The 18,717-nt window shown below is 55.0% G+C and carries 18 protein-coding genes and 1 tRNA gene; 11 read left to right on the top strand and 8 right to left on the bottom strand.

All coding sequences use genetic code 11. The annotated features are described in order from the left end of the window. Positions 1 to 179: 179 nt before the first annotated feature. Positions 180 to 1,004, bottom strand: a complete 825-nt coding sequence (locus ABJZ52_RS20205) for a hypothetical protein (protein WP_348193166.1) — start codon at positions 1,002 to 1,004, stop codon at positions 180 to 182. 463 nt (positions 1,005 to 1,467) lie between these two features. Between ABJZ52_RS20205 and ABJZ52_RS20200 the strand changes: the two genes are divergently transcribed. Next, on the top strand, positions 1,468 to 2,310 hold the full coding sequence (locus ABJZ52_RS20200; RefSeq protein ID WP_348193163.1) for a macro domain-containing protein: 843 nt from the start codon (positions 1,468 to 1,470) through the stop codon (positions 2,308 to 2,310). A gap of 1 nt (position 2,311) precedes the next feature. After that, positions 2,312 to 2,866: a TIR domain-containing protein gene (locus ABJZ52_RS20195; protein ID WP_348193161.1), complete on the top strand. Its 555-nt coding sequence runs from the start codon at positions 2,312 to 2,314 to the stop codon at positions 2,864 to 2,866. 346 nt (positions 2,867 to 3,212) lie between these two features. Here ABJZ52_RS20195 and ABJZ52_RS20190 read toward each other — a convergent pair whose 3' ends face one another. Further along, the gene (locus tag ABJZ52_RS20190; RefSeq protein WP_348193158.1) at positions 3,213 to 4,196 is read right to left on the bottom strand and encodes a hypothetical protein; all 984 of its coding nucleotides are present in this window, start codon (positions 4,194 to 4,196) and stop codon (positions 3,213 to 3,215) included. A gap of 686 nt (positions 4,197 to 4,882) precedes the next feature. On the opposite strand from ABJZ52_RS20190, the gene ABJZ52_RS20185 reads away from it, so the two are divergent. Further along, a complete protein-coding gene (locus tag ABJZ52_RS20185; protein ID WP_348193156.1) occupies positions 4,883 to 5,362 on the top strand; it encodes a translation initiation factor 2 in 480 nt (159 codons plus the stop codon). Positions 5,363 to 5,525: 163 nt separating this feature from the next. On the opposite strand, the gene ABJZ52_RS20180 is transcribed toward ABJZ52_RS20185, so the two are convergent. Continuing rightward, complete coding sequence (locus tag ABJZ52_RS20180; RefSeq protein WP_348193153.1) at positions 5,526 to 6,785, bottom strand: integrase arm-type DNA-binding domain-containing protein; 1,260 nt, start codon at positions 6,783 to 6,785, stop codon at positions 5,526 to 5,528. A gap of 169 nt (positions 6,786 to 6,954) precedes the next feature. Then, positions 6,955 to 7,044, bottom strand: a tRNA-Ser gene (locus ABJZ52_RS20175). A gap of 562 nt (positions 7,045 to 7,606) precedes the next feature. On the opposite strand from ABJZ52_RS20175, the gene ABJZ52_RS20170 reads away from it, so the two are divergent. The 8 genes from ABJZ52_RS20170 to ABJZ52_RS20135 all read left to right on the top strand — a co-directional run bounded on the left by ABJZ52_RS20170 (position 7,607) and on the right by ABJZ52_RS20135 (position 15,836). Continuing rightward, on the top strand, positions 7,607 to 8,791 hold the full coding sequence (locus tag ABJZ52_RS20170; RefSeq protein WP_348193150.1) for a septal ring lytic transglycosylase RlpA family protein: 1,185 nt from the start codon (positions 7,607 to 7,609) through the stop codon (positions 8,789 to 8,791). 70 nt (positions 8,792 to 8,861) lie between these two features. Next, positions 8,862 to 10,082: a D-alanyl-D-alanine carboxypeptidase family protein gene (locus tag ABJZ52_RS20165; protein WP_348193147.1), complete on the top strand. Its 1,221-nt coding sequence runs from the start codon at positions 8,862 to 8,864 to the stop codon at positions 10,080 to 10,082. Positions 10,083 to 10,105: 23 nt separating this feature from the next. Beyond that, entirely contained in the window at positions 10,106 to 10,852 is a 747-nt protein-coding gene (tmk, locus tag ABJZ52_RS20160) for a dTMP kinase (protein ID WP_348193144.1), read from the top strand. After that, positions 10,836 to 11,912, top strand: coding sequence for a DNA polymerase III subunit delta' (locus ABJZ52_RS20155; RefSeq protein WP_348193142.1), 1,077 nt, complete (start codon positions 10,836 to 10,838; stop codon positions 11,910 to 11,912). The genes tmk and ABJZ52_RS20155 overlap by 17 nt, the downstream gene beginning before the upstream one ends. Positions 11,913 to 12,011: 99 nt before the next feature. Beyond that, the gene (gene metG, locus ABJZ52_RS20150) at positions 12,012 to 13,568 is read left to right on the top strand and encodes a methionine--tRNA ligase (protein WP_348193140.1); all 1,557 of its coding nucleotides are present in this window, start codon (positions 12,012 to 12,014) and stop codon (positions 13,566 to 13,568) included. Positions 13,569 to 13,630: 62 nt separating this feature from the next. Further along, the gene (locus ABJZ52_RS20145) at positions 13,631 to 14,434 is read left to right on the top strand and encodes a TatD family hydrolase (protein WP_348193137.1); all 804 of its coding nucleotides are present in this window, start codon (positions 13,631 to 13,633) and stop codon (positions 14,432 to 14,434) included. Further along, positions 14,431 to 15,237: an MBL fold metallo-hydrolase gene (locus ABJZ52_RS20140; RefSeq protein ID WP_348193135.1), complete on the top strand. Its 807-nt coding sequence runs from the start codon at positions 14,431 to 14,433 to the stop codon at positions 15,235 to 15,237. Before ABJZ52_RS20145 ends, ABJZ52_RS20140 begins: the two co-directional genes overlap by 4 nt. A gap of 32 nt (positions 15,238 to 15,269) precedes the next feature. After that, complete coding sequence (locus tag ABJZ52_RS20135; RefSeq protein ID WP_348193132.1) at positions 15,270 to 15,836, top strand: regulatory protein RecX; 567 nt, start codon at positions 15,270 to 15,272, stop codon at positions 15,834 to 15,836. A gap of 272 nt (positions 15,837 to 16,108) precedes the next feature. Here ABJZ52_RS20135 and ABJZ52_RS20130 read toward each other — a convergent pair whose 3' ends face one another. The 4 genes from ABJZ52_RS20130 to ABJZ52_RS20115 all read right to left on the bottom strand — a co-directional run bounded on the left by ABJZ52_RS20130 (position 16,109) and on the right by ABJZ52_RS20115 (position 18,691). Then, entirely contained in the window at positions 16,109 to 16,783 is a 675-nt protein-coding gene (locus ABJZ52_RS20130; protein ID WP_348193129.1) for a glutathione S-transferase family protein, read from the bottom strand. A 110-nt stretch (positions 16,784 to 16,893) separates the two neighbouring features. Beyond that, positions 16,894 to 17,361 (bottom strand): alternative ribosome rescue aminoacyl-tRNA hydrolase ArfB, encoded by a 468-nt coding sequence (gene arfB / locus ABJZ52_RS20125; RefSeq protein ID WP_348193127.1) that lies wholly within the window; start codon positions 17,359 to 17,361, stop codon positions 16,894 to 16,896. Beyond that, positions 17,358 to 18,029 carry a TetR family transcriptional regulator C-terminal domain-containing protein gene (locus tag ABJZ52_RS20120; RefSeq protein ID WP_348193124.1) on the bottom strand — a complete coding sequence of 224 codons (672 nt, stop codon included), beginning with the start codon at positions 18,027 to 18,029 and terminating at the stop codon, positions 17,358 to 17,360. The genes arfB and ABJZ52_RS20120 overlap by 4 nt, the downstream gene beginning before the upstream one ends. Continuing rightward, positions 18,026 to 18,691, bottom strand: coding sequence for a TetR/AcrR family transcriptional regulator (locus tag ABJZ52_RS20115; RefSeq protein ID WP_348193121.1), 666 nt, complete (start codon positions 18,689 to 18,691; stop codon positions 18,026 to 18,028). Before ABJZ52_RS20115 ends, ABJZ52_RS20120 begins: the two co-directional genes overlap by 4 nt. Between the last annotated feature and the right edge of the window lie 26 nt (positions 18,692 to 18,717).

Raw genomic sequence — 18,717 nt, 5'->3', positions numbered from 1 at the left:
AGGTTCGGTGGGCCGCACTGCAACAAAGGCCGTGGTGAGCCAACGATCGCCATGGGCCGTTTGTGTCGACCAGGCACCAGCCCAGGTCATTATCGGAATGCTGTACCGCGGCAAGTCCGCTTCGAGCCCAAAGTGGATATAAAGGAAATTGCTTGCGCTGTAGAATTCCTCTTTAGCACCTACCATAACTTCAAGATCACAATGCTTGTAACTATTGACGGCAAGACTAGCAAAACCGATCCCGTTGCGTAAAATAGAAACACTGCGATCCTCGTAAGACCCTGTGTATAATCTAGAGCACGGTGCTCAAGGTAAAAGACGTCGTTTGGATGCGCGACGGATTCGTCCAATAGTTGTTTTTGGAGGATTTTTACTACTCGATTACCCGAGTATGCAGTTTCAAGTATTTCGTCAGTTAAAATATAGCCTGAACCAGATCTAAAGCTTTCCTCAAATAGGCTACCGGCCAGTTCGGAGTCTTCTTGCGATAAATCTATCGCCAGATATAGGCTTTCGACAAACCGGTGCAGATCGGCGTTCACGTCATAGGGAAAGCCAATTCTTGTGGAACTAAATAAAGGGCTCCGTTCTTCGCCATGTAAGTTATCGAAATACATCTCGATGACCTTCTCAAAGCTTACAATGACAAGGCTGGGCGTCTTGATGGTGCCCATCGCTGAGATATAACTTTCGACGACCGGAAACCGCCGTATCTGAGGTGGTGCTGCGACGTTAAAGAGGGCCACCCCGCTACCAAAAAAAAGCAGTCCAAAATATAGAAAGTAGAGGTTCCTGGAGTACAAGAAGGTCCAGAAGTCAGCGGTTTCGTTCCCCAATGCTGCAGGTAGTATCGTAGAAAAATAATCGGAAAGCGTCGTGTTAAAGACAATCAGATAACCTACAAAAGGCATAATGACAGTAAGCTGCGCAATGCGTGAGTTTCCAATGCTAGAGAGCGCAGACCAGTTGATTGCTGTCCCGAAGCGATAGAACGAGAGTGACATTGGTTGAACTAACCATCTATTAAGAAACGCTCTGACCCAAACCCACAAATGCGGCTCCCTTTACCCTGATTTCCAATCTATAAATCGTTTATGGCATATCCGACAAATTATATGCGGTCTTCGGATCGCATCGCGGTCGCTTTGCCCGCGAAGCAGACATTCATGCATAATGAGTTCGCGGCTGGTTTCGGCCCGTTCCTGCCGTTCGCCAGCTCGGATGATGCCAACGTGATGTTTCCCAAAAGCTGTCGTTCCTGCGCCTCGCAGAATCTTAAATATTAGCGTGACGGCTATACAGACCTTCTATGCGCCCTAGGACGTGCCCGTCGGACGAACTGAAGTAATAGGTCGTGCGCCGCGAAGCGGCTAGCTATTCACAAGCACCAACAACCACGCATTATAGGTTGTGCATTCGCGCGACTCAAATACATTAAATTGTACTGATTTCGTCGGAGTGAACAACATGTTGAAGGCCCTAAAGGCGTATTGGTTGCCGGTTACCCGGTCCATTTTGATTGCTATGGGCCTTTTGTGGCTTCCAATTGAAGCTTACGAAGGTCTTTCCAACTCTGAAGCAAAACTTCCGTTTGGTTGCTTTATTTTATTGTCGAGCTTGGCTGGTAGTGGCTTTTATTTTTTGGATGGGCACTATCTTACTGGCAATTTGAAGAAACGCGTGGAAATCAAAAATCATGGACTTGATACGAAGATTTACATCGAGTTTGGGGACTTGTTTGCCCAAAAAGGGTGGAAAGCAATCGGTGTAAACGACTTCTTCGACAGCATTGTCGATGAGGACTTAGTCTCATCCAAGTCCTTACATGGCCATACCATAAGGACTTTTTGGCCCGACGATCGTGCCGACTGGCAAAAGCAGATCGACACATCCCTCAAGAACGATAAACCCACGAAGGAAAACCGCGCAAAGGGTAATGATAGACGCTTTTCAATCGGCACCACGGGTTGCGCAACGGTAGGTGACAATAAGTTCTTGTTTGTGGCGCTCGGCAGGACTGATGGTTCGAACAACGTGACTACGGCGAGCGCAGAAACCTTGATTTGTGCGGTTCGCGGCATGCTCGCCAAGGCACGTGCTGTTTGTTCTTATGACCCCCTTTCAATTCCGCTGATGGGGTCCGGCTTGGCACGTGTCGGCATTAAAACTTCAGTTTTGGTCGATTTGATTCTTGCAGCAGTTCTAGAGGAGACTAAGCAAGCGAAGGTCACGGGCACCATCACCATCGTGCTTCCGAAGGACAAGGAAGGCGAAATCAGCCTCCAAAACTATGCAAGGAATTGGAACTAGTATGGCTAATCGCACCGGGACGTATTTCGGATTTGACGGTCTTGGACAAACTGACCCAACAAAGTCGGACTTCAGGTACTATGCAACAGTCCAGTCTTGGGCTTCGGGAAAGGGCATAGATTTCAAATTTGTAAATAGCCACGAAAAGGCCAGTGCTGTTCGCGATACTAGCCGACGGGCGACCTTAGAAGCGAGTATTCGGCAGCGCCTTGCAGCGTCAAAAAATATGGTCGTAATTCTCTCTGGCGACACTCGAAAGACAGGGAGTATGTTGTCTTATGAGATTGAGAAGGCCGTAGATACCTACGACCTACCTCTGATCATAGCTCACACTGGTTACAACTCCATCCTTGATCCGTCCGCTTTATCCAATCGGTGGCCGAACACGCTCACCACAAGCATCAATAACGCAACAGCCAAAGCTATCCACATCCCATTCAAGAAGGATGCGATACTTGATGCTATCAGTCAGTTTTCTGTCAACGGAGCGCGCCTAGGCGGTCCACTGGTCCATTATACCCGTGAAGCGCACGTTGGTTGGGGCTACATTCTCTGAATGAAGTTCGTTGTTGGGCTCAGAGGTCTGGACGAACGCCCCAGCCCAGTCGGTAGCACCGCAATGGGGAAGAACACCGCCTTACCTTTTCGTCCAACCCGATCAAGCTAGCCCACCACAATACAGGCACCAACGTCTGCTGTGAAGGCAAAGAGCTGCGTACTTTGCACGTGCAACAAAAGACCGCTCCCCGCCCATCCGGTGAATTCGCTGCATTTTGAATGAACGACCGCTTTCGGGATGTGTTCTCAATTTGTCGAATGACCGAAATGAGGGCGCGTTGCTGACACCTGACGATCAGGCCTTTAAGGTCGAGGCGCGCTTGAATAACGCTCAAACCATTTGCCTATCTACCTGCTGCGCTGGTTTCGACTGGCTCTAATAGCTCCACCGCAGAGAAACCTTTCGTCTTCGAGAATTTCATAGCGTGCCGGAAATTTCGCATGGCGTCGGAAGGGTCGATTCCGTGCAAATTAAGCCTCATGAAAGCGTCTCGGACGAAATGGATAGACAGGATCGGTGTCAATTCCTGGTAGCCGGTTTGTGAATTCAGCATAGTCACCATACACGAGACATAGACCTCGCTCAAAGGCAGGATATGAAACAAGTCGCCCGCGGTCTTGAGTGCGACGCTAGACACATAGTCCTGATAGAGCTCGTTGAATTGTCCGACTGGCATTTTTGTCTCAGACAGGCGGCCGCTCGCCAATTGCTTTCGCCGCGTGCTCGGCACTATGTCATCGCCGTGGACCTTGACCATAGCGTGGATGAAATCTACGCCGAATGAAAATTCGATAGAGGTACCCACCAGATCAGTTTCGGAAAGGGATTGCATTTCCTCGACTACCTGACGGATCGCGGCCGCTTCCCCACGTAATAACCTTTTGGCGAACTCGTTTTCGTCTTCCCATTCTGCAGCCGCTTTCGCATGAGCGGCAAGCGCGTCCTGATATTGCTCTTGATCTAGAGCGGCGGCTTCATCGATCTTTGCTTCCAGCAGTGCACGAAGTTTGGCTGAACCACCCCTGAGGAAGTCAAAGACGCTTGGCTTGAATTTGGTCAAAGCCATCTCAGCACGATCGCAGTGGCCACTTCCTAGAACCGGCTCGCGTGGGCCAGGTTGGCTTGCGATTTTTTGCCAATCGATCATGTCGACCATAGCGATGTGGATCGAAACCAAATTCTCAACGTAGTTTTCCCAGTCTTCAACCGCTGATGTTGAATTGGCAATCATCTGCGTCTTTTGATCTTGTTTCTGCCTACGTTGTGCTTCGCGATCAGCCGCACGCGCCGCAGCTACGACTGAGCGCATCGTTCCCTTCCAGCCCATCTGCTCCTCCATTATCTATGTACATTTTTTGCATTGATTTAATGGTACACTGACGTCCATCTCGCGCAAGTTGCATCACATCCGTTTTAGCTGGTAGTGGTCAGTGACCTGCGCCCCGCATCTTCGCCAAAATGATGACCTGATCACCTTGTTTGGACCACCTGGCTGGCAGTGATAGGGAGAGCTTGAAGGGTGCGGGGATCGCGTAAATTTATTTAATGAATTCAAAGATGCGGAAAGTGGAATGCAGATGGGTGCGGGGCAATATAAATCAATAAAATCAATAGTATTTGCGCTCCTGCCGGGGTCACCATTTTTTCTGTTTTTTGATTGGTATTGTTGGATGTCCGCTTGCCGCGGAGCGATCAGTCTTACCGGGTTTCTGAAACAATTATTTGACGCAACGGAAGTTTTTTTGCACTCAACCGCTAGCCCGCTTAATTCATGGTGATGGGCGATTGTGTGCCTGAAGCTATGATGTTGTCGCGTTTGCGGTGTTTTTAGGCGCGTGTTTCGGCGCGCCGGATTTGATCCGTCGTTCTGGGTGTCGGGTGACCCAATCAAAAAAACAATGGTGTGAATAATAAAGGAGACAAGGCAGTGCGGGGTGGAGAAATTTCCCGTTTTGCTTGTAGTTGGCTGGCGCCTGTGGTTCGCTTGACCGTTTAAGGGTTGAGGATACTTCCATGAAAATTGCACTTTTAGTTCTTGCCGGCATCAGCCTTGGCGGTTGTGCTACCGTGACTCGCGGCACCAGCGAAGACGTCGCGATTTATGTCAGTCCGGAGGGCGCGGAGGCGACGTCCAGCACAGGCCATTCCTGCGAACGGTTTCCCTGTTCGATAGAGGTGTCACGCAAGACGGAATTTTCGGTCACGGCGAAGCTAGACGGTTACGAGCCGCAAACGGTTTTCGTACGGTCTGACGTCGCGCCGGGCGGGGCAGCTGGCCTTGCCGGCAATATCTTAGTCGGCGGTATCATCGGCGCCGGCGTCGACGTGGCATCCGGCGCGACCCTATCACACCTTCCAAACCCGGTTCTGATCGAGCTGGTGCCCGTCACGCCAGGTTTGCCGCGCGGAGACCTCTCCGCCGTGCGCAGGTCGATTGAGGCGAAGCAGGCTAAACAATCTGCAGCCGCAATGCGTCAGGTCGGCGGTGTTTGAGCGGGGGTTCAGGCTTTTCTCGCTTGACTGTTCGCTCTATGTTCTCATAAAGGAGCCGCTCACATGTCGATCGTGCACAAAAGGTCATCGATCGCCGCACTGACGGCGCATTTCGCGGCGGCATATCCCGCGAAGTCATAGTGCTTTCCTGCCACGTCGGAAGCTAAACTCTGCGTGCCGCCTTGCGGGGCAGGGCGCACAGTTGGCTAAGTGAGGCCTGGTCATCCATCACTAAATCAGCCCACTCCTGAAGGACTATCTTCCTGCGTTTCAAGTGAAGGGCGCGGTTGTAGGCGGATTCCACTTTGTCCTTCGGAACGTGCGCAAGGGTTAAGTCGATGATTTGCCGGTCGGTTGGGCGCAGTTCATTCATGACGGTTGAAAAGGTCGCGCGCCATCCGTGAGGGACGTGCCGGTGGTGGTAGCCAGCACGATTTAGCATGTAGCCGATAGCGTTTGCGGACATCGGCTTGTGAGCGTGACGGGTGTTCGGGAAAACAAGCTCCCCGCGGCCGGTTAATGTGCGCAATGCCGAAATTGTCTCAACAGCTTGACGGGGAAGGGGAATCAAATGGTCTCTGGTCTCGTCATCTTTGAGGTGCAATCGTAGCTTCATGCGCGATGCAGGAATAATCCACACAGGATTGCTTGGGTCCAGATCATCAAATTCAACCCACCTCGTCGTTGTTAGCGTTCCAGGGCGCGTGGCGGTGAGGAGAAGGAGCCGATGGGCGAGTTTGGTAACCGGGTGCGCGGGGGTTTGATCGACATGCCTTATAATATTCCGCGCGTCTTCAAGCGTTGTGATGGCTGGTTGACGGCCTTTTTTCAGCGGCGCCATGGCTTTTTGAACCTGGGCCGCCGGGTCGTTGTCGCAAAGACCTAAAGCAATTGCATATACAAAGACTGCTGACATGCGTTGACGCACACGGCGGGCCATTTCTTTGGCGCCTCGCGTCTCAATCACACGCAGAACATTAAGCAAGATACGGGCTGAAAGCTCATGGATTGGAACAGAACCAATTTCAGGAAAAGCTTCTCGCTCCAGTGAATCGATGACGTCGGAGCTGTGCTTTTCGCTCCATGTGGTCGTTTGAAGGGCATGCCATTCACGCGCTATAGCAGCAAACGTATTTGTATTGTTCCTGGCGGCCTCGGCTTTGTGTTCTCGTTTGGCTGAGGCCGGGTTGACGCCTTCATCAAGCAGGCGTCGTGCTTCATCTCTTTTTGCTCTGGCATCTGCCAAGGAAACAATTGGGTAGTTGCCGATGGTTAGTGTCTGTTCTTTGCCGTTCCAGCGATAGCGATAACGCCAGCTTTTGCTTCCGGCGATCGACACCAAGAGATAGAGGCCGTGGCTATCAGTCAGTTTGGAAGGCTTGTCGCAGGCCTTTGCTTTCCTGATTTTTGCATCCGTCAGCACTGCGCTAAGTCCATGTACCCGCTTTCCTCGACATCACTACCCGCATTTATACCCTCACTTGCTCGGGCTAAATTGGGAATGTATGGGAACAATAGGGGTAGTCTAGACCACGGGAGTGGCGGAAATCAAGCCGTTGCGGGAATGGTTGGGAGGCTAAAGGAAGGGCTGTTGGCGGAGGGGGTGGGATTCGAACCCACGGAACGCTTGCACGCTCGGCGGTTTTCAAGACCGCTGCAATCGACCACTCTGCCACCCCTCCGGCAGCGCACCCCGTTTCCCGCTTTCAGGCGGACTTGTCAAGTGGCCTTGAGGGGCAGCAGCAAACTGTCTTTGGAAAACAGGTTTGGAGGGAATGCGCGTTTCAAAAGAGCGACCGCCGATCCGGTGTCGTGGGCAGGGTGTGGATCGGCGGTCAAAATCTGGATCTAAATCCAGTCGCTGCGTGAGGCGTGTGGGCAACGGCCTCGGCAACTGGATCAAGACTAGGGTGCGAGCGGGGCGCCAACTGTGATCAGCGTCACACCTGAGGCGATAGATTGTGGGCGAAGCGAAACCACTTGCCGGGCTGATCTGACGCGACATGCGCCTTCCGGTGGACGAATCTCCGGATTGAGAGGCTAAAACTCGACGCGTTCTTCAGGATGAGTTAATAAAGATCCGCTTTAAGTGATCTTCATGCGCCTCGGCGGGGGCTGGGCGCAAGGGTGGCACAAGGTTGGTCTGCATGGACCGCCTGGCTCATCCAGTGGAGTTTACGAGTAAACAATCGCGTGTGCACGGGGCCGCCGGCGCGTAGTGAGTAGGACGGCAGGATGCAGGGGATGGGCGATCTGCGCAGCGTGTTGGCTGCGGACGACCGATCAAATTGCGCGTGGGGCAGGGACCATGTCTCGTCTGGCGCGAATGCAGAGCTGCGCCTCGTCCCCGGACGATTGTCTCCGGAAAATGGATTTAAAGTGTTTCGCAACGTCCTCCTTGTCGTCGCTGCTGCCGGCTTTCTGGCGGCCTGTGGGTCAACTCCCTCTCCCGAACCCAAGGCAAAGTTCAGCCCCAAGAAATATGGCGTGAAGGGAAGCCCGAAGGTCGTTGCCGCGGGCAAGCCTGTGCCAAAGGGCGGCGGTCGCTATGTCGTTGGCAAGAAATACAAGATAGCCGGGAAATGGTACTATCCCAAGCATGAGCCGAACTACAAGAAGACGGGTTTGGCATCCTGGTATGGGCCAACTTTCCATGGCCGGAAGACCGCAAACGGCGAAATCTTCGACCGCAACGGGCTGACAGCCGCCCATACGACCATGCCGCTTCCATCCTATGCTCGCGTAACCAACGTCTCCAATGGCAAGTCCATGATCGTTCGCGTCAACGATCGCGGCCCCTTTCACGGCAATCGGGTGATTGACCTGTCCCAGCGGGTCGCGACCATGCTCGGCACAAAGAATCAGGGCGTCGGCAAGGTGAAGGTCGAATACATCGGCAAGGCCCGGATTGACGGTCAGGACGAAAGCTATCTTCTGGCGTCCTTCAGCGGACCCGGCTCCGTTGCTCCTGGCGGCACGGTCCCGGGCACGCTCTTTGCTAGCGCAGAGCCTGTGGCTCCTGTGTTCGGTCCAGCCCCAGCGCCGGCTCCGCGTCCCTATGGAACGACAACTGTCCTTGCTTCGGCAGGCGCCACTGCAGCGCCAAGCTATCGCGTCGCTTTTGATCCGGCGATCGCATTTGAAACCAGCACCTCCACGATCCAGGTGGCATCGGCCAATACATTTACCAGTGCGCCACTCGCTCCGGCACCAGCCGCCTATGCCGAGCCTTTGACGGCGCCAGCTGAAGGCGTTCTTGGCGTTCTGCGCGTACCGGCGCCTGGCACCCCGCGGACGTTGGTTTCAGGCAGCGCCATATCTTCATTCGCCGCCAAATCTCGCATTGAGGCCGCTTATGGAGCACTGGACGACCAGTCCTCCCATGGCATTGCCTTGAAACTTCTCGCGAAAGCCCAAACTGACGGCTGACAAATAGCGCTTGCCTTGAGCCCTGGTTCGGGCGACCTTTTCGGCAGGTTTCGAGTCAGCCGACAAGGAAATGGGAGCGAAGACTGCAATGATGCCGGAAGCTCTGCGCCGTGGTTCATTCAGGCTGCCCACCATCAGGCTTCTTGCCAGCGCTTTCTTTGGCTGCGCGGCGCTGGCGACAACCACATTTGCATTCGCGGAAACACTTGCGACCCGTGCGCCAATCGCCTTTCTTTCAGCGCCAGAAAACGGAACCGTTCTTTTTGCCAAAAACGCAGACAAGGCGTTCGATCCTGGCTCACTCGTCAAGGTAATGACCGCTGCGACCGTCTTTGAGGCGCTCGCTGTCGGCGATGTACAGAAAGATAGTCTCTGCAAGGTATCCGAGCACGCCTGGCGAACAGGAGGCGCGCCTTCGCGCGGGGCGACGATGTTCGCCGCGATCAAGTCTGAGGTCGCGGTGGAAGACCTGCTCGCGGGTCTGCTGGTCCACAATGCAAATGATGCCGCCATCATTCTTGCCGAATGTCTTGAAGGATCCGAGGGATCCTTCGCACAACGCATGAATGCCTACGCAGAGATGATAGGCATGAGATCGAGCCATTTCATCAATCCAACCGGCTTTGCGCCGGGCGAGGGGCAACCTCTTGCAAAGACAACAGCACGTGACCTTGCGCGACTGGCGACGGTCATTTTGGACAAGCACGCAGTCTATTATGGCCTTTTTGCCCAGCCCGAATTCACCTGGAACAAAATCTATCAGCGCAACAAGAACCCGTTGCTTGGCGAAATCCGACAACTTGACGGGCTAGGCGCCGGACAATCTGCTGATGGCTACGCAGGTCTTGCGTCGGTTGAACGTAACGGCCGTCGTGTGATCGCTGCGGTTGCCGGGCTGTCCAGTGATAAAAACCGGCTCACCGCCATGCGTGAGGTCGTTGAAGGTGCCTGGGATTACTTTCAGGTCCAAACTCTCTTCAATCGGGGCGATGAAATTGCTCAGGCGCGGGTCTTCGGCGGAAGCGTGTCTTACGTGCCGCTCCAGGCAGTATCAGATGTTGATGTGCTCCTGCCGCTCGGCGGAACGCTGGACTATAGGCTCAGGGTTGTTTATTCGGGACCCTTGTCAGTGCCGGTCAAGGCTGGAGACATCGTCGGCGAGCTGCGCGTTGTGGGGAAAGACGGGATCGTACACCGGACAAAGCTGGCGACCGCCTCGGATGTGGAGCCTGGGGATACTGCAGCGAGAGCGCTGGACGGCCTGAATGAACTCCTCTTCGGCTGGTTTTAGTCCATGTGTCCGGACGTTTATGGATGACTGGACGAGTGGATCTGGGAGATCGGGAATTGAAAGGCCGTTTCATCACCTTTGAAGGCGGGGAAGGGGCTGGAAAATCCACCCAAATCCAGAGGCTGAAGGGCCGCCTTTCCAAACTGGGATTGGCCGTCGTCATGACGAGGGAACCGGGCGGATCACCTGGTGCCGAGAAAATCAGAACCATGCTCCTCTCGGGCGATGCAAAGGATCTCGGGCCGCGTGGCGAAGCCATGCTGTTTGCTGCCGCTCGCGCAGACCACATCGACAGCACGATCGAGCCCGCCCTCGTTCGCGGGGATTGGGTTCTGTGTGATCGATTTGCAGATTCCACGCGTGTATATCAAGGAGAGGCTGGCGTGGATCCCGCCTATCTAGATTTGCTTGAAACAGCGGCAGTTGCCGGCATGCGGCCTGATCTGACGATTTTGATCGACATTCCAGCGGACGTCGGACTCACCCGGGTCAAAACGCGATCCGAAACGGTTTCGTCCGGTGGCCCGGATCGATTCGAACTGGATGATATTGGCGTTCATGAACGTCGCCGCGCGCTCTTCCTGAATCTGGCTTGCCGAGAGCCTGAGCGTTTTGCGGTGATTGATGGCCGTCAGGATACGGATGCTGTTGAAACGGCAATCTGGGCAGCTGTCGAAAATCACTTTGCGGAGATCGGTTTGAGCAATCGCGACTCCAACAATCCGTCAGGCGACAACGCGGAGGCGCGAGCCGATGGCCAGGGCGCCTGAAATAAAGGACACACCGGAGGTCGACGCGCTACCGGGGCTGCCGCTGCCACGCGAGCGGTCGCACCTTGTTGGCCATCGGGAAACTGAGCACCAGTTGCTGGACGCCTACAGGTCGAAGCGCCTGCATCACGCGTGGATTCTCGGCGGACCCAAGGGGATCGGCAAGGCAACGCTTGCCTTCCGGTTCGCGCGCTTTGCAATTGCCAACCCGGACCGCTTTGGAACGGCCGTTGCCGCGGCGCAGGACCTTTCCCTGCCGGAGGAGCACCCGGTCTTTCGTCAGGTTGCTTCCGGAGCCAATCCGAACATCTTGCATTTGCGCCGTCCCTGGGACGAAAAAGGAAAACGCTTCAAGACAGAACTTCCGGTCGATGAGATCCGCAAAACGGTTTCCTTTTTCGGCACAACAGCATCCGGATCAGCTTGGCGGGTCTGTATCGTCGATGCGGCCGATGACATGAACATAAGTTCGGCCAACGCACTTCTCAAGATCCTTGAGGAACCACCTGCTCAATGCCTTTTCCTTGTCCTGTCTCATGCGCCAGGCCGTTTGCTGCCGACCATTCGCTCGCGCTGTCGGCGGATCGACATGCAGCCGTTGAACAACGACGAGATCGTTGCGGGTCTGAGAGGTCTCAGTCCGGATGACCTGCCCGACACCAACAGCCTGTCGGATCTCGTCGGCTTTGCAGATGGAAGCCTGAGATCGGCTCTGACGCTCTTGTCAGGCGATGGTCTTGCGATCAACAAGGGCTTTATTTCACTCGCGGAAAAGGCACCTGATGTTGATGTCATCGCGCTTCACGGTCTGGGCGATCTTGTGGCTGCACGAGGGCAAAGCGACAACTGGGAAAGTTTCCTCCATATCGCGCGGCAATGGCTTCACAGGCGCATGAGAGCAGATGCGGCGAGCGCTCCCGGGCGGCTTGTCAGCTGGGCCGACTTGTGGGAAAAGATGAACCGCGCCGCGGCTGAGGCCGATGCGCTCAATCTCGACAGAAAACAGGTAGTCCTTGACGTGTTCCGGAACCTTTCAAAGGTCATGCGAATGCCCGCCTGAACCAGCGCCGACACCGGCAGCTTCGGTTCAAGCAACATCCGCCACTGGAGATCATCTCCCTTCCTTTCAGACACTTCGGGCAAAGCAATCAAGAGCGTCATGACCGACCGACAAAGCTATTACATTACGACCGCCATTTCCTATCCAAACGGTGCACCGCATATCGGGCACGCATATGAGGCGATTGCCACAGACGCCATGGCGCGTTTTCAGAGGCTTGATGGCAAGGACGTGTACTTCCTGACTGGCACGGACGTGCATGGACAGAAGATGCTGCAAACCGCGCAGCGGGAAGGCATCACGGCGGCCGAACTCGCAGACCGCAATTCCGACCGCTTTGAAGCGATGGTCGATGCGCTTGGCTGCACCAACACCGACTTCATCCGCACCAGCCAGGAGCGCCATCACAAGGCAAGCCAGGAAATCTGGCGCCGTATGGCCGCCAATGGTGACATCTATAAGGACAGTTACTCCGGTTGGTACTCCGTTCGCGATGAAGCCTACTACCAGGAAAGCGAAACTGAAGTCCGCGAAGACGGCGTCCGCTACGGGCCGCAGGGCACGCCCGTCGAATGGGTGGAGGAAGAAAGCTATTTCTTCAAACTGTCCGAATATGAAGACAAGCTCCTGGCTCTCTATGAAGAGAAGCCAGACTTCATCGGCCCGAATGAGCGCCGCAATGAGGTGGTCAGCTTCGTCAAGGGTGGACTCAAGGACCTCTCCATATCGCGAACCACCTTTGATTGGGGCGTACCGGTTCCCGGCGACGAAAAACACGTCATGTACGTTTGGGTTGACGCCCTGACGAATTACATCACGGGCCTCGGGTTTCCCGATGAATCCGATCCGCTTTGGAAGCATTGGCCTGCTGATGCCCATATCATCGGCAAGGACATCATTCGCTTCCATGCCGTCTATTGGCCCGCGTTCCTGATGTCCGCTGGCCTGGAACTGCCCAAGCGTGTCTTTGCCCATGGCTTCTTGTTCAACAAGGGCGAGAAGATGTCCAAGTCCATCGGCAACGTGATCGATCCATTCAATCTGATCGAGGCTTATGGTCTTGACCAGACGCGTTATTTCTTCTTGCGCGAAGTGCCCTTCGGCAAGGACGGCAATTACAGCCATGAGGCCATCGTTAACCGGATCAACGCAGATCTGGCCAATGATCTCGGTAATTTGGCACAGAGATCACTATCGATGATCGCCAAGAACTGTGATCACAAGCTGCCAGCTCCGGGCGCGCTCAGCGAAGAAGACAAGGCGATCCTGGGTCAGGCCGACGCCATGCTCGAGATTTGCCGCAGCGCTTTCCTGAAGCAGGAAATCCATGTGGGCCTCGCTTGCGTCTGGGACTGTGTCGCCGAAGCCAACCGTTATTTTGCTGCCCAAGAACCATGGGCGCTGAAAAAGACTGATCCCGAGCGCATGGGGACAGTTCTTTATGTAACGGCCGAGGTCGTGCGTCAGGTTTCCATCCTTGCACAGCCCGTCACACCGACCGCAGCAGCGAAACTTCTCGATAATCTCTCGCTGAGCGAGGAGGAACGCGACTTTGCCAATCTTGGCGCAGAGCACCGATTGGCACCTGGCCGTGAAATTCCCAAGCCCGAAGGCGCATTCCCGCGGTATGTCGAACCAGAAGCCTCTGGCGCGTGAGACGCCTGCAACCTATTTAGAACGCGCACGCCTTTTGTTCTGACGAGAAACAGCGGACCCCCATGCTTGTAGACAGCCATTGCCATCTCGACTTTCCAGACTTCGACGGCGAGCGCGACGACTTGATCGCACGCGCGAAGGACGTCGGCGTCGATTTGATGGTGACTATCTGCACAAGGATCCGCAAATTCGATCAGATCAAGGCTATTGCCGAGCAATATGGCAATGTTTTTTGCTCGGTCGGAACGCATCCGCACCAGGCAGGCGAAGAGCGCGGTATTTCCGCTTCAGAGATCATCGACCTGGCACAGCACCCCAAGGTCGTAGCGATTGGCGAAGCTGGGCTCGACTATTTCTACGACAAGGCCCCAAGAGATGCGCAGGCGGAAGGGCTTCGCATTCACATCGAAGCCGCGCGCCAAACCGGGCTGCCGCTCGTGATCCATTCGCGCGATGCGGATGACGACATGGCATCGATTCTTGAGGCGGAGATGGGGAAGGGGGTTTTCCCCGCACTTCTCCACTGCTTTTCCTCAGGCCGAGACCTTGCGATGAGAGCTGTCGATCTGGGGCTTTACGTGTCCTTTTCAGGCATCTTGACCTTCAAGAGATCCGAAGAAATCCGCGCAATTGCCCGGGACCTTCCAGCGGACCGTCTGCTGGTGGAGACCGACGCGCCTTACCTTGCTCCGCAGCCGCGCCGTGGCAAACGCAATGAGCCTGCTTACACGGCCATGACCGCGGCGGTTCTTGCCGAAACGCGTGGTGTTTCCCTGGATGAAATCGCGGCTCAAACGACAGACAATTTCTTCCGCCTTTTCACGAAAGTGCCCAAGTCGTTCCACACGGGTGAAGGACAGGCATGACCGATACGCTGACGGCCACCATTCTAGGCTGCGGATCGTCTGGCGGCGTACCTCGCATCTGTAATGACTGGGGTGCTTGCGATCCACTGAATGCGAAAAACCGACGCCTTCGCTGCTCATTGCTGGTCGAACGCACATCAAGCTTCGGCAAGACAACCGTCTTGATCGACACGGGGCCGGATCTGCGTCAACAGATGCTCGAGCATAATGTCCAAAATGTCGATGCAGTGCTTTACACCCACGCACACGCCGATCATTTGCATGGCATTGACGACCTTAGAATGTTCGCCATCCGCCATCATCGCAGGGTTCCCGTCTACATGGACGAGGCAACCAATAGGCGTGCGCAGAGTGCTTTCGGATACTGCTTTTCCACGCCTGCCGGCTCGTCCTATCCGCCCATCCTGGAACGCATTCCGCTTGTCGACCAGAAGACGGTGACGATCGATGGAGAGGGCGGCCCCATCGATTTTCTGCCCGTTGAAGTCGAGCACGGCGACATCAAATCCCTGGGCTTTCGATTTGAAAACATTGCCTATCTGCCGGACGTTTCCGACATTCCGGAGGGTGCTCGCGGCAGCTTTGAAGACCTTGATGTGTGGATTCTCGACTGTCTTCGCAGCGATCCGCATCCGAGCCATTTCAACCTGGATGAAGCGCTTGCCTGGGCCGCTAGACTGAAACCCCGGCAAACAATCCTGACCGACCTTCACAATGATCTGGACTATGAGCAATTGCTTTCCAAACTGCCGAAGTCCGTTGTTCCAGCTTATGATGGTATGGTCCTGACACGCGCGCTTTGAAACATTCAAGAAGCGAGTTGCAGGGTCGGTTTATGGCAGAGCGGGAAAACAAAAAGAGCACCAGCGCGAACGGCAGGCGCTACAAGATCCCGACTGAAGAGCGGCTGACGCGCTCGGCTATCCACTATCTCGATCGCTACAGCTCATCCGCAGCAAACCTTCAGCGGGTTCTGGAACGCAAGGTGATGCGAGCCGCTCATTTTCACGAGCGCGATCCTGGCGAGTTCAGTGAACTGATCGATGCCGTTGTCGCGAAATGCCAGCGCATCGGGATGGTCAATGACGTGACCTTCGCCGAGACCAAAGTGGCCAGTCAGCGACGCCGTGGCCGGTCGAAGCGACAGATCGAAGCCCGGCTGAGATCCAAGGGGGTCTCCGCCGAGATTGTGACCCAGGCACTTGAACAAAGCGATACGAGCGATCTTGAAGCGGCTGTCATATTCGCACGGCGTCGCAGGCTTGGCCCGTGGCGCACGCGAGGCGCACGCGCTGACTATAGCGACAAGGACATGGCCGCGCTTTGCCGCGCCGGCTTTAACTTCGACATTGCCCGCCAGATTGTCGACGGATCGTCAGAAGATCTGGAGCGGGAATTCTAGGATCCTAGCAGACATAATAATGTTCCATAATATAGATTATGCGATTCATACTCGCGCCGATCACGAAGCAGTTGCATCATACTGTTCTCGTCAGCGTTCTACGGCCCCTCACGGGAAACTCGGGATCCGTCAGCCAGAAAGCTACCGTGCTATTGAGGAACAGCAAGGCGGCGCGTCGCGCATCTCGTGCATTGTCAGCGTCCTTGCTGGATCAACCATAGCCGTTGGCGCGTTTCAGAAATGACCCAACGAAGAGCGGCCGGTGCGCACGATTATTTTGGCGCGAGATAGAGGCCTTCGGATTTCAGAACTTCAATATTGTCGGCCTCACGTTGCATTGCGCGCGCGACCGATGGACGTTCGAGAGATCGGGCGGCGTGATCGCGAATATTCGGAAATTGGTCTGCAGAATAGCCCACACCTGTGATCCGCCACCAGGCCCAAAAGAGATAGCCATCAACGACGGACCAGTTTTCTCCATACCACCAGGGACCATTTTCAAGGCGTTCGTTGACCATTGACATGACTGGCCCCATGGCTTCGGCACCCTTTGGCCGAATACGGTCATAAGCGCCTTCACCGTCCAGAAAATACATGGGCATTGCGATCCGCGTGACAATCGGATGCACGGTCGCTGAAAAGAAAGCCACATCGGCTATTTGCTTGACCCTTTCCAACTCGTCTGTCGTCTCAGGCAAGAGCTTTGCATCTGGATAGGTGCGGTGCAGCCAGGTCAAAATAGCAACATTCTCGGTCAAGGGCTTCCCATCTATCAGAATGGTGGGAACCTTGCCCTTGGGATTTTTCGCCAGGAATTCGGGCGTCTTCTGCTGTTTCGCCGCGAGCCGAACCAATTCTGTTTCAAACGGAACGCCGATCTCTTCAAGCGCGATCGTTGGCACCCGGGCGCAAGTTCCTGGGGCTACAAAGAGTTTTAAATCGTGCATTTTCCTCACCAAATTTGTTGTTTCCCAGCAGACTGTCAAAGTCTTGTCGTACGCGCAGTTCGTAAATCAGCCTGGGCGCCTTACGCTGAATGCTCACTCACATCCGCGTCTCAGTCATCGTATCCGCCCTTCCCGCGCATTTTCTTGACCGAGCCTCGTTTCTTCTTGGTCTCAAGTCTCCGCTTTTTTGAACCAAGAGTTGGCTTGGTCGGGCGTCGAACTTTCGGGCGCTCGCAGGCCTTTCTAAGAAGCTCGAGCAAACGCTCCAGCGCATCTTCTCGGTTGCGCTCGCGGGTTCGGAAACGATCGGCCTGAAGAACAATCTCACCACCAAGTGTCAGTCGGCTGCCTGCCAGCCGCGAGGCACGCGCCTTGATGTCAGACGGTAGTGTCTCATTGCCTTGAAGATCGAAGCGCAGCTGAACGGCTGTCGATACCTTGTTGACGTTCTGTCCGCCGGGCCCGGAGGCCCGAATAAAGTCCTCATGAAGATCAGATGCAAGGATATGAACCTTGCCCGAAACCGCGATCTTTCCAAAGACCGGGTTCTCCTGTGCCTCTTCGCCAAGTGAGCTCATGCCGCGTCTCCTTGGTCAGCGCCGTCTTTCAGCTCGAGACCGCAGCCGCGCAGGACAAGCCGTGTCACCGTCATTTCGGCGTCCTTGCGAAAGTCGGGATCACCGAGTGTCTTGCCTGTCAGGATCTGAATTTGTGTTTGAAAGTCGGCATAGTGCTGGGTCATCGCCCAGATCGTGAAAATCAGCTGCACCGGGTCGATTGCTTCGAGTTTGCCAAGGCGGATCCAGTGGCGGATGACCTCGGACTTCTCTTCGACCAGAGACTTGAGGTCTTCCTCCATCACACGCTGGATGCGTGGCGCGCCCTGCAGTACTTCGTTGGCAAATAATCTTGATGCTTCAGGACGTTCCGCCGACATCTTTATCTTTTGATGGATATAGGCCGCAAGTTCCGTTGCAGGGTCCTTGTCAGGATCCAGTCCACGCAGCGGTGCGAGCCAGACATCAAGAATGTGGGCCAGAACAGCTTCGTAGATCGCTGCCTTTGAGGAAAAGTAATAGAGGAGGTTTGATTTCGACATGCCGGTCGAAACCGCAATCTTTTCGATCGTTGTCCCCGAATAGCCAAAACGGGAAAATTCGGCGAGCCCACCTTCGATGATCCGCGATCGATTGCGCTCCTGGATTCGGCTGAGCCCCTTGGCCGGATGTCCTGTCCGGACCGTCATGCCCCTTCCCCAATCGCATCGTCCATCACAAGTCGCGCCGGCCGGATGCCGACGCCAGCCAGAATAATCGAAACCACGGTCTGCTTGGCCTTGGCAAATTGCTGCTCGCTCAGCGGCTTGCCGTCGTTCAACGTATCAATCTGGTGATTGAAGTCCGCATAATGCTGCGTGGTTGCCCAGATCATGTAAAGCAAGCCGCGCGGGTCTATCGGCGCCATCTTTCCTTGCTCGATCCAGCGCTCAATCACAGCGATTCGGGTGTCCGTCCACTCCCCGAGTGTCGTTTCAAGATAGTCCTGAATGACCGGGGCCTTATGTAGGATCTCATTGGCCCAGACCTTGGACCCCATGGGATGGGATCGCGAAATATCCATCTTGGCATTGATATAGCGCGTCAGAGCCTCTTCCGGCTCGTCACAATCATCAAACGTGCTGGCTGCCTCAAGCCAGATCCGGAAGATGTTTTCCACGACCTGTCGATAGAGCGCCAGCTTTGTCGGAAAATAGTAGTGAAGATTGGCCTTCGGCAGCCCGGCACGATCCGCAATCATCCCGGTGGTCGCCCCTTTGAAACCGTATTCGGCGAAAGCAATTTCCGCCGCTTCCAGGATCAGTCGCTCATTTTCGGCGCGGGTTGCGCTTTTTGTCGTCGTCTTGGACACTGGCATCCACTGGTTAGAAATTCATC

Source organism: Roseibium sp. (genome assembly GCF_039982295.1).
Taxonomy (GTDB): domain Bacteria; phylum Pseudomonadota; class Alphaproteobacteria; order Rhizobiales; family Stappiaceae; genus Roseibium.
The sequence above is the reverse complement of the archived record's forward strand: the minus strand, read 5'-3'. Positions and strand labels throughout refer to the sequence as shown.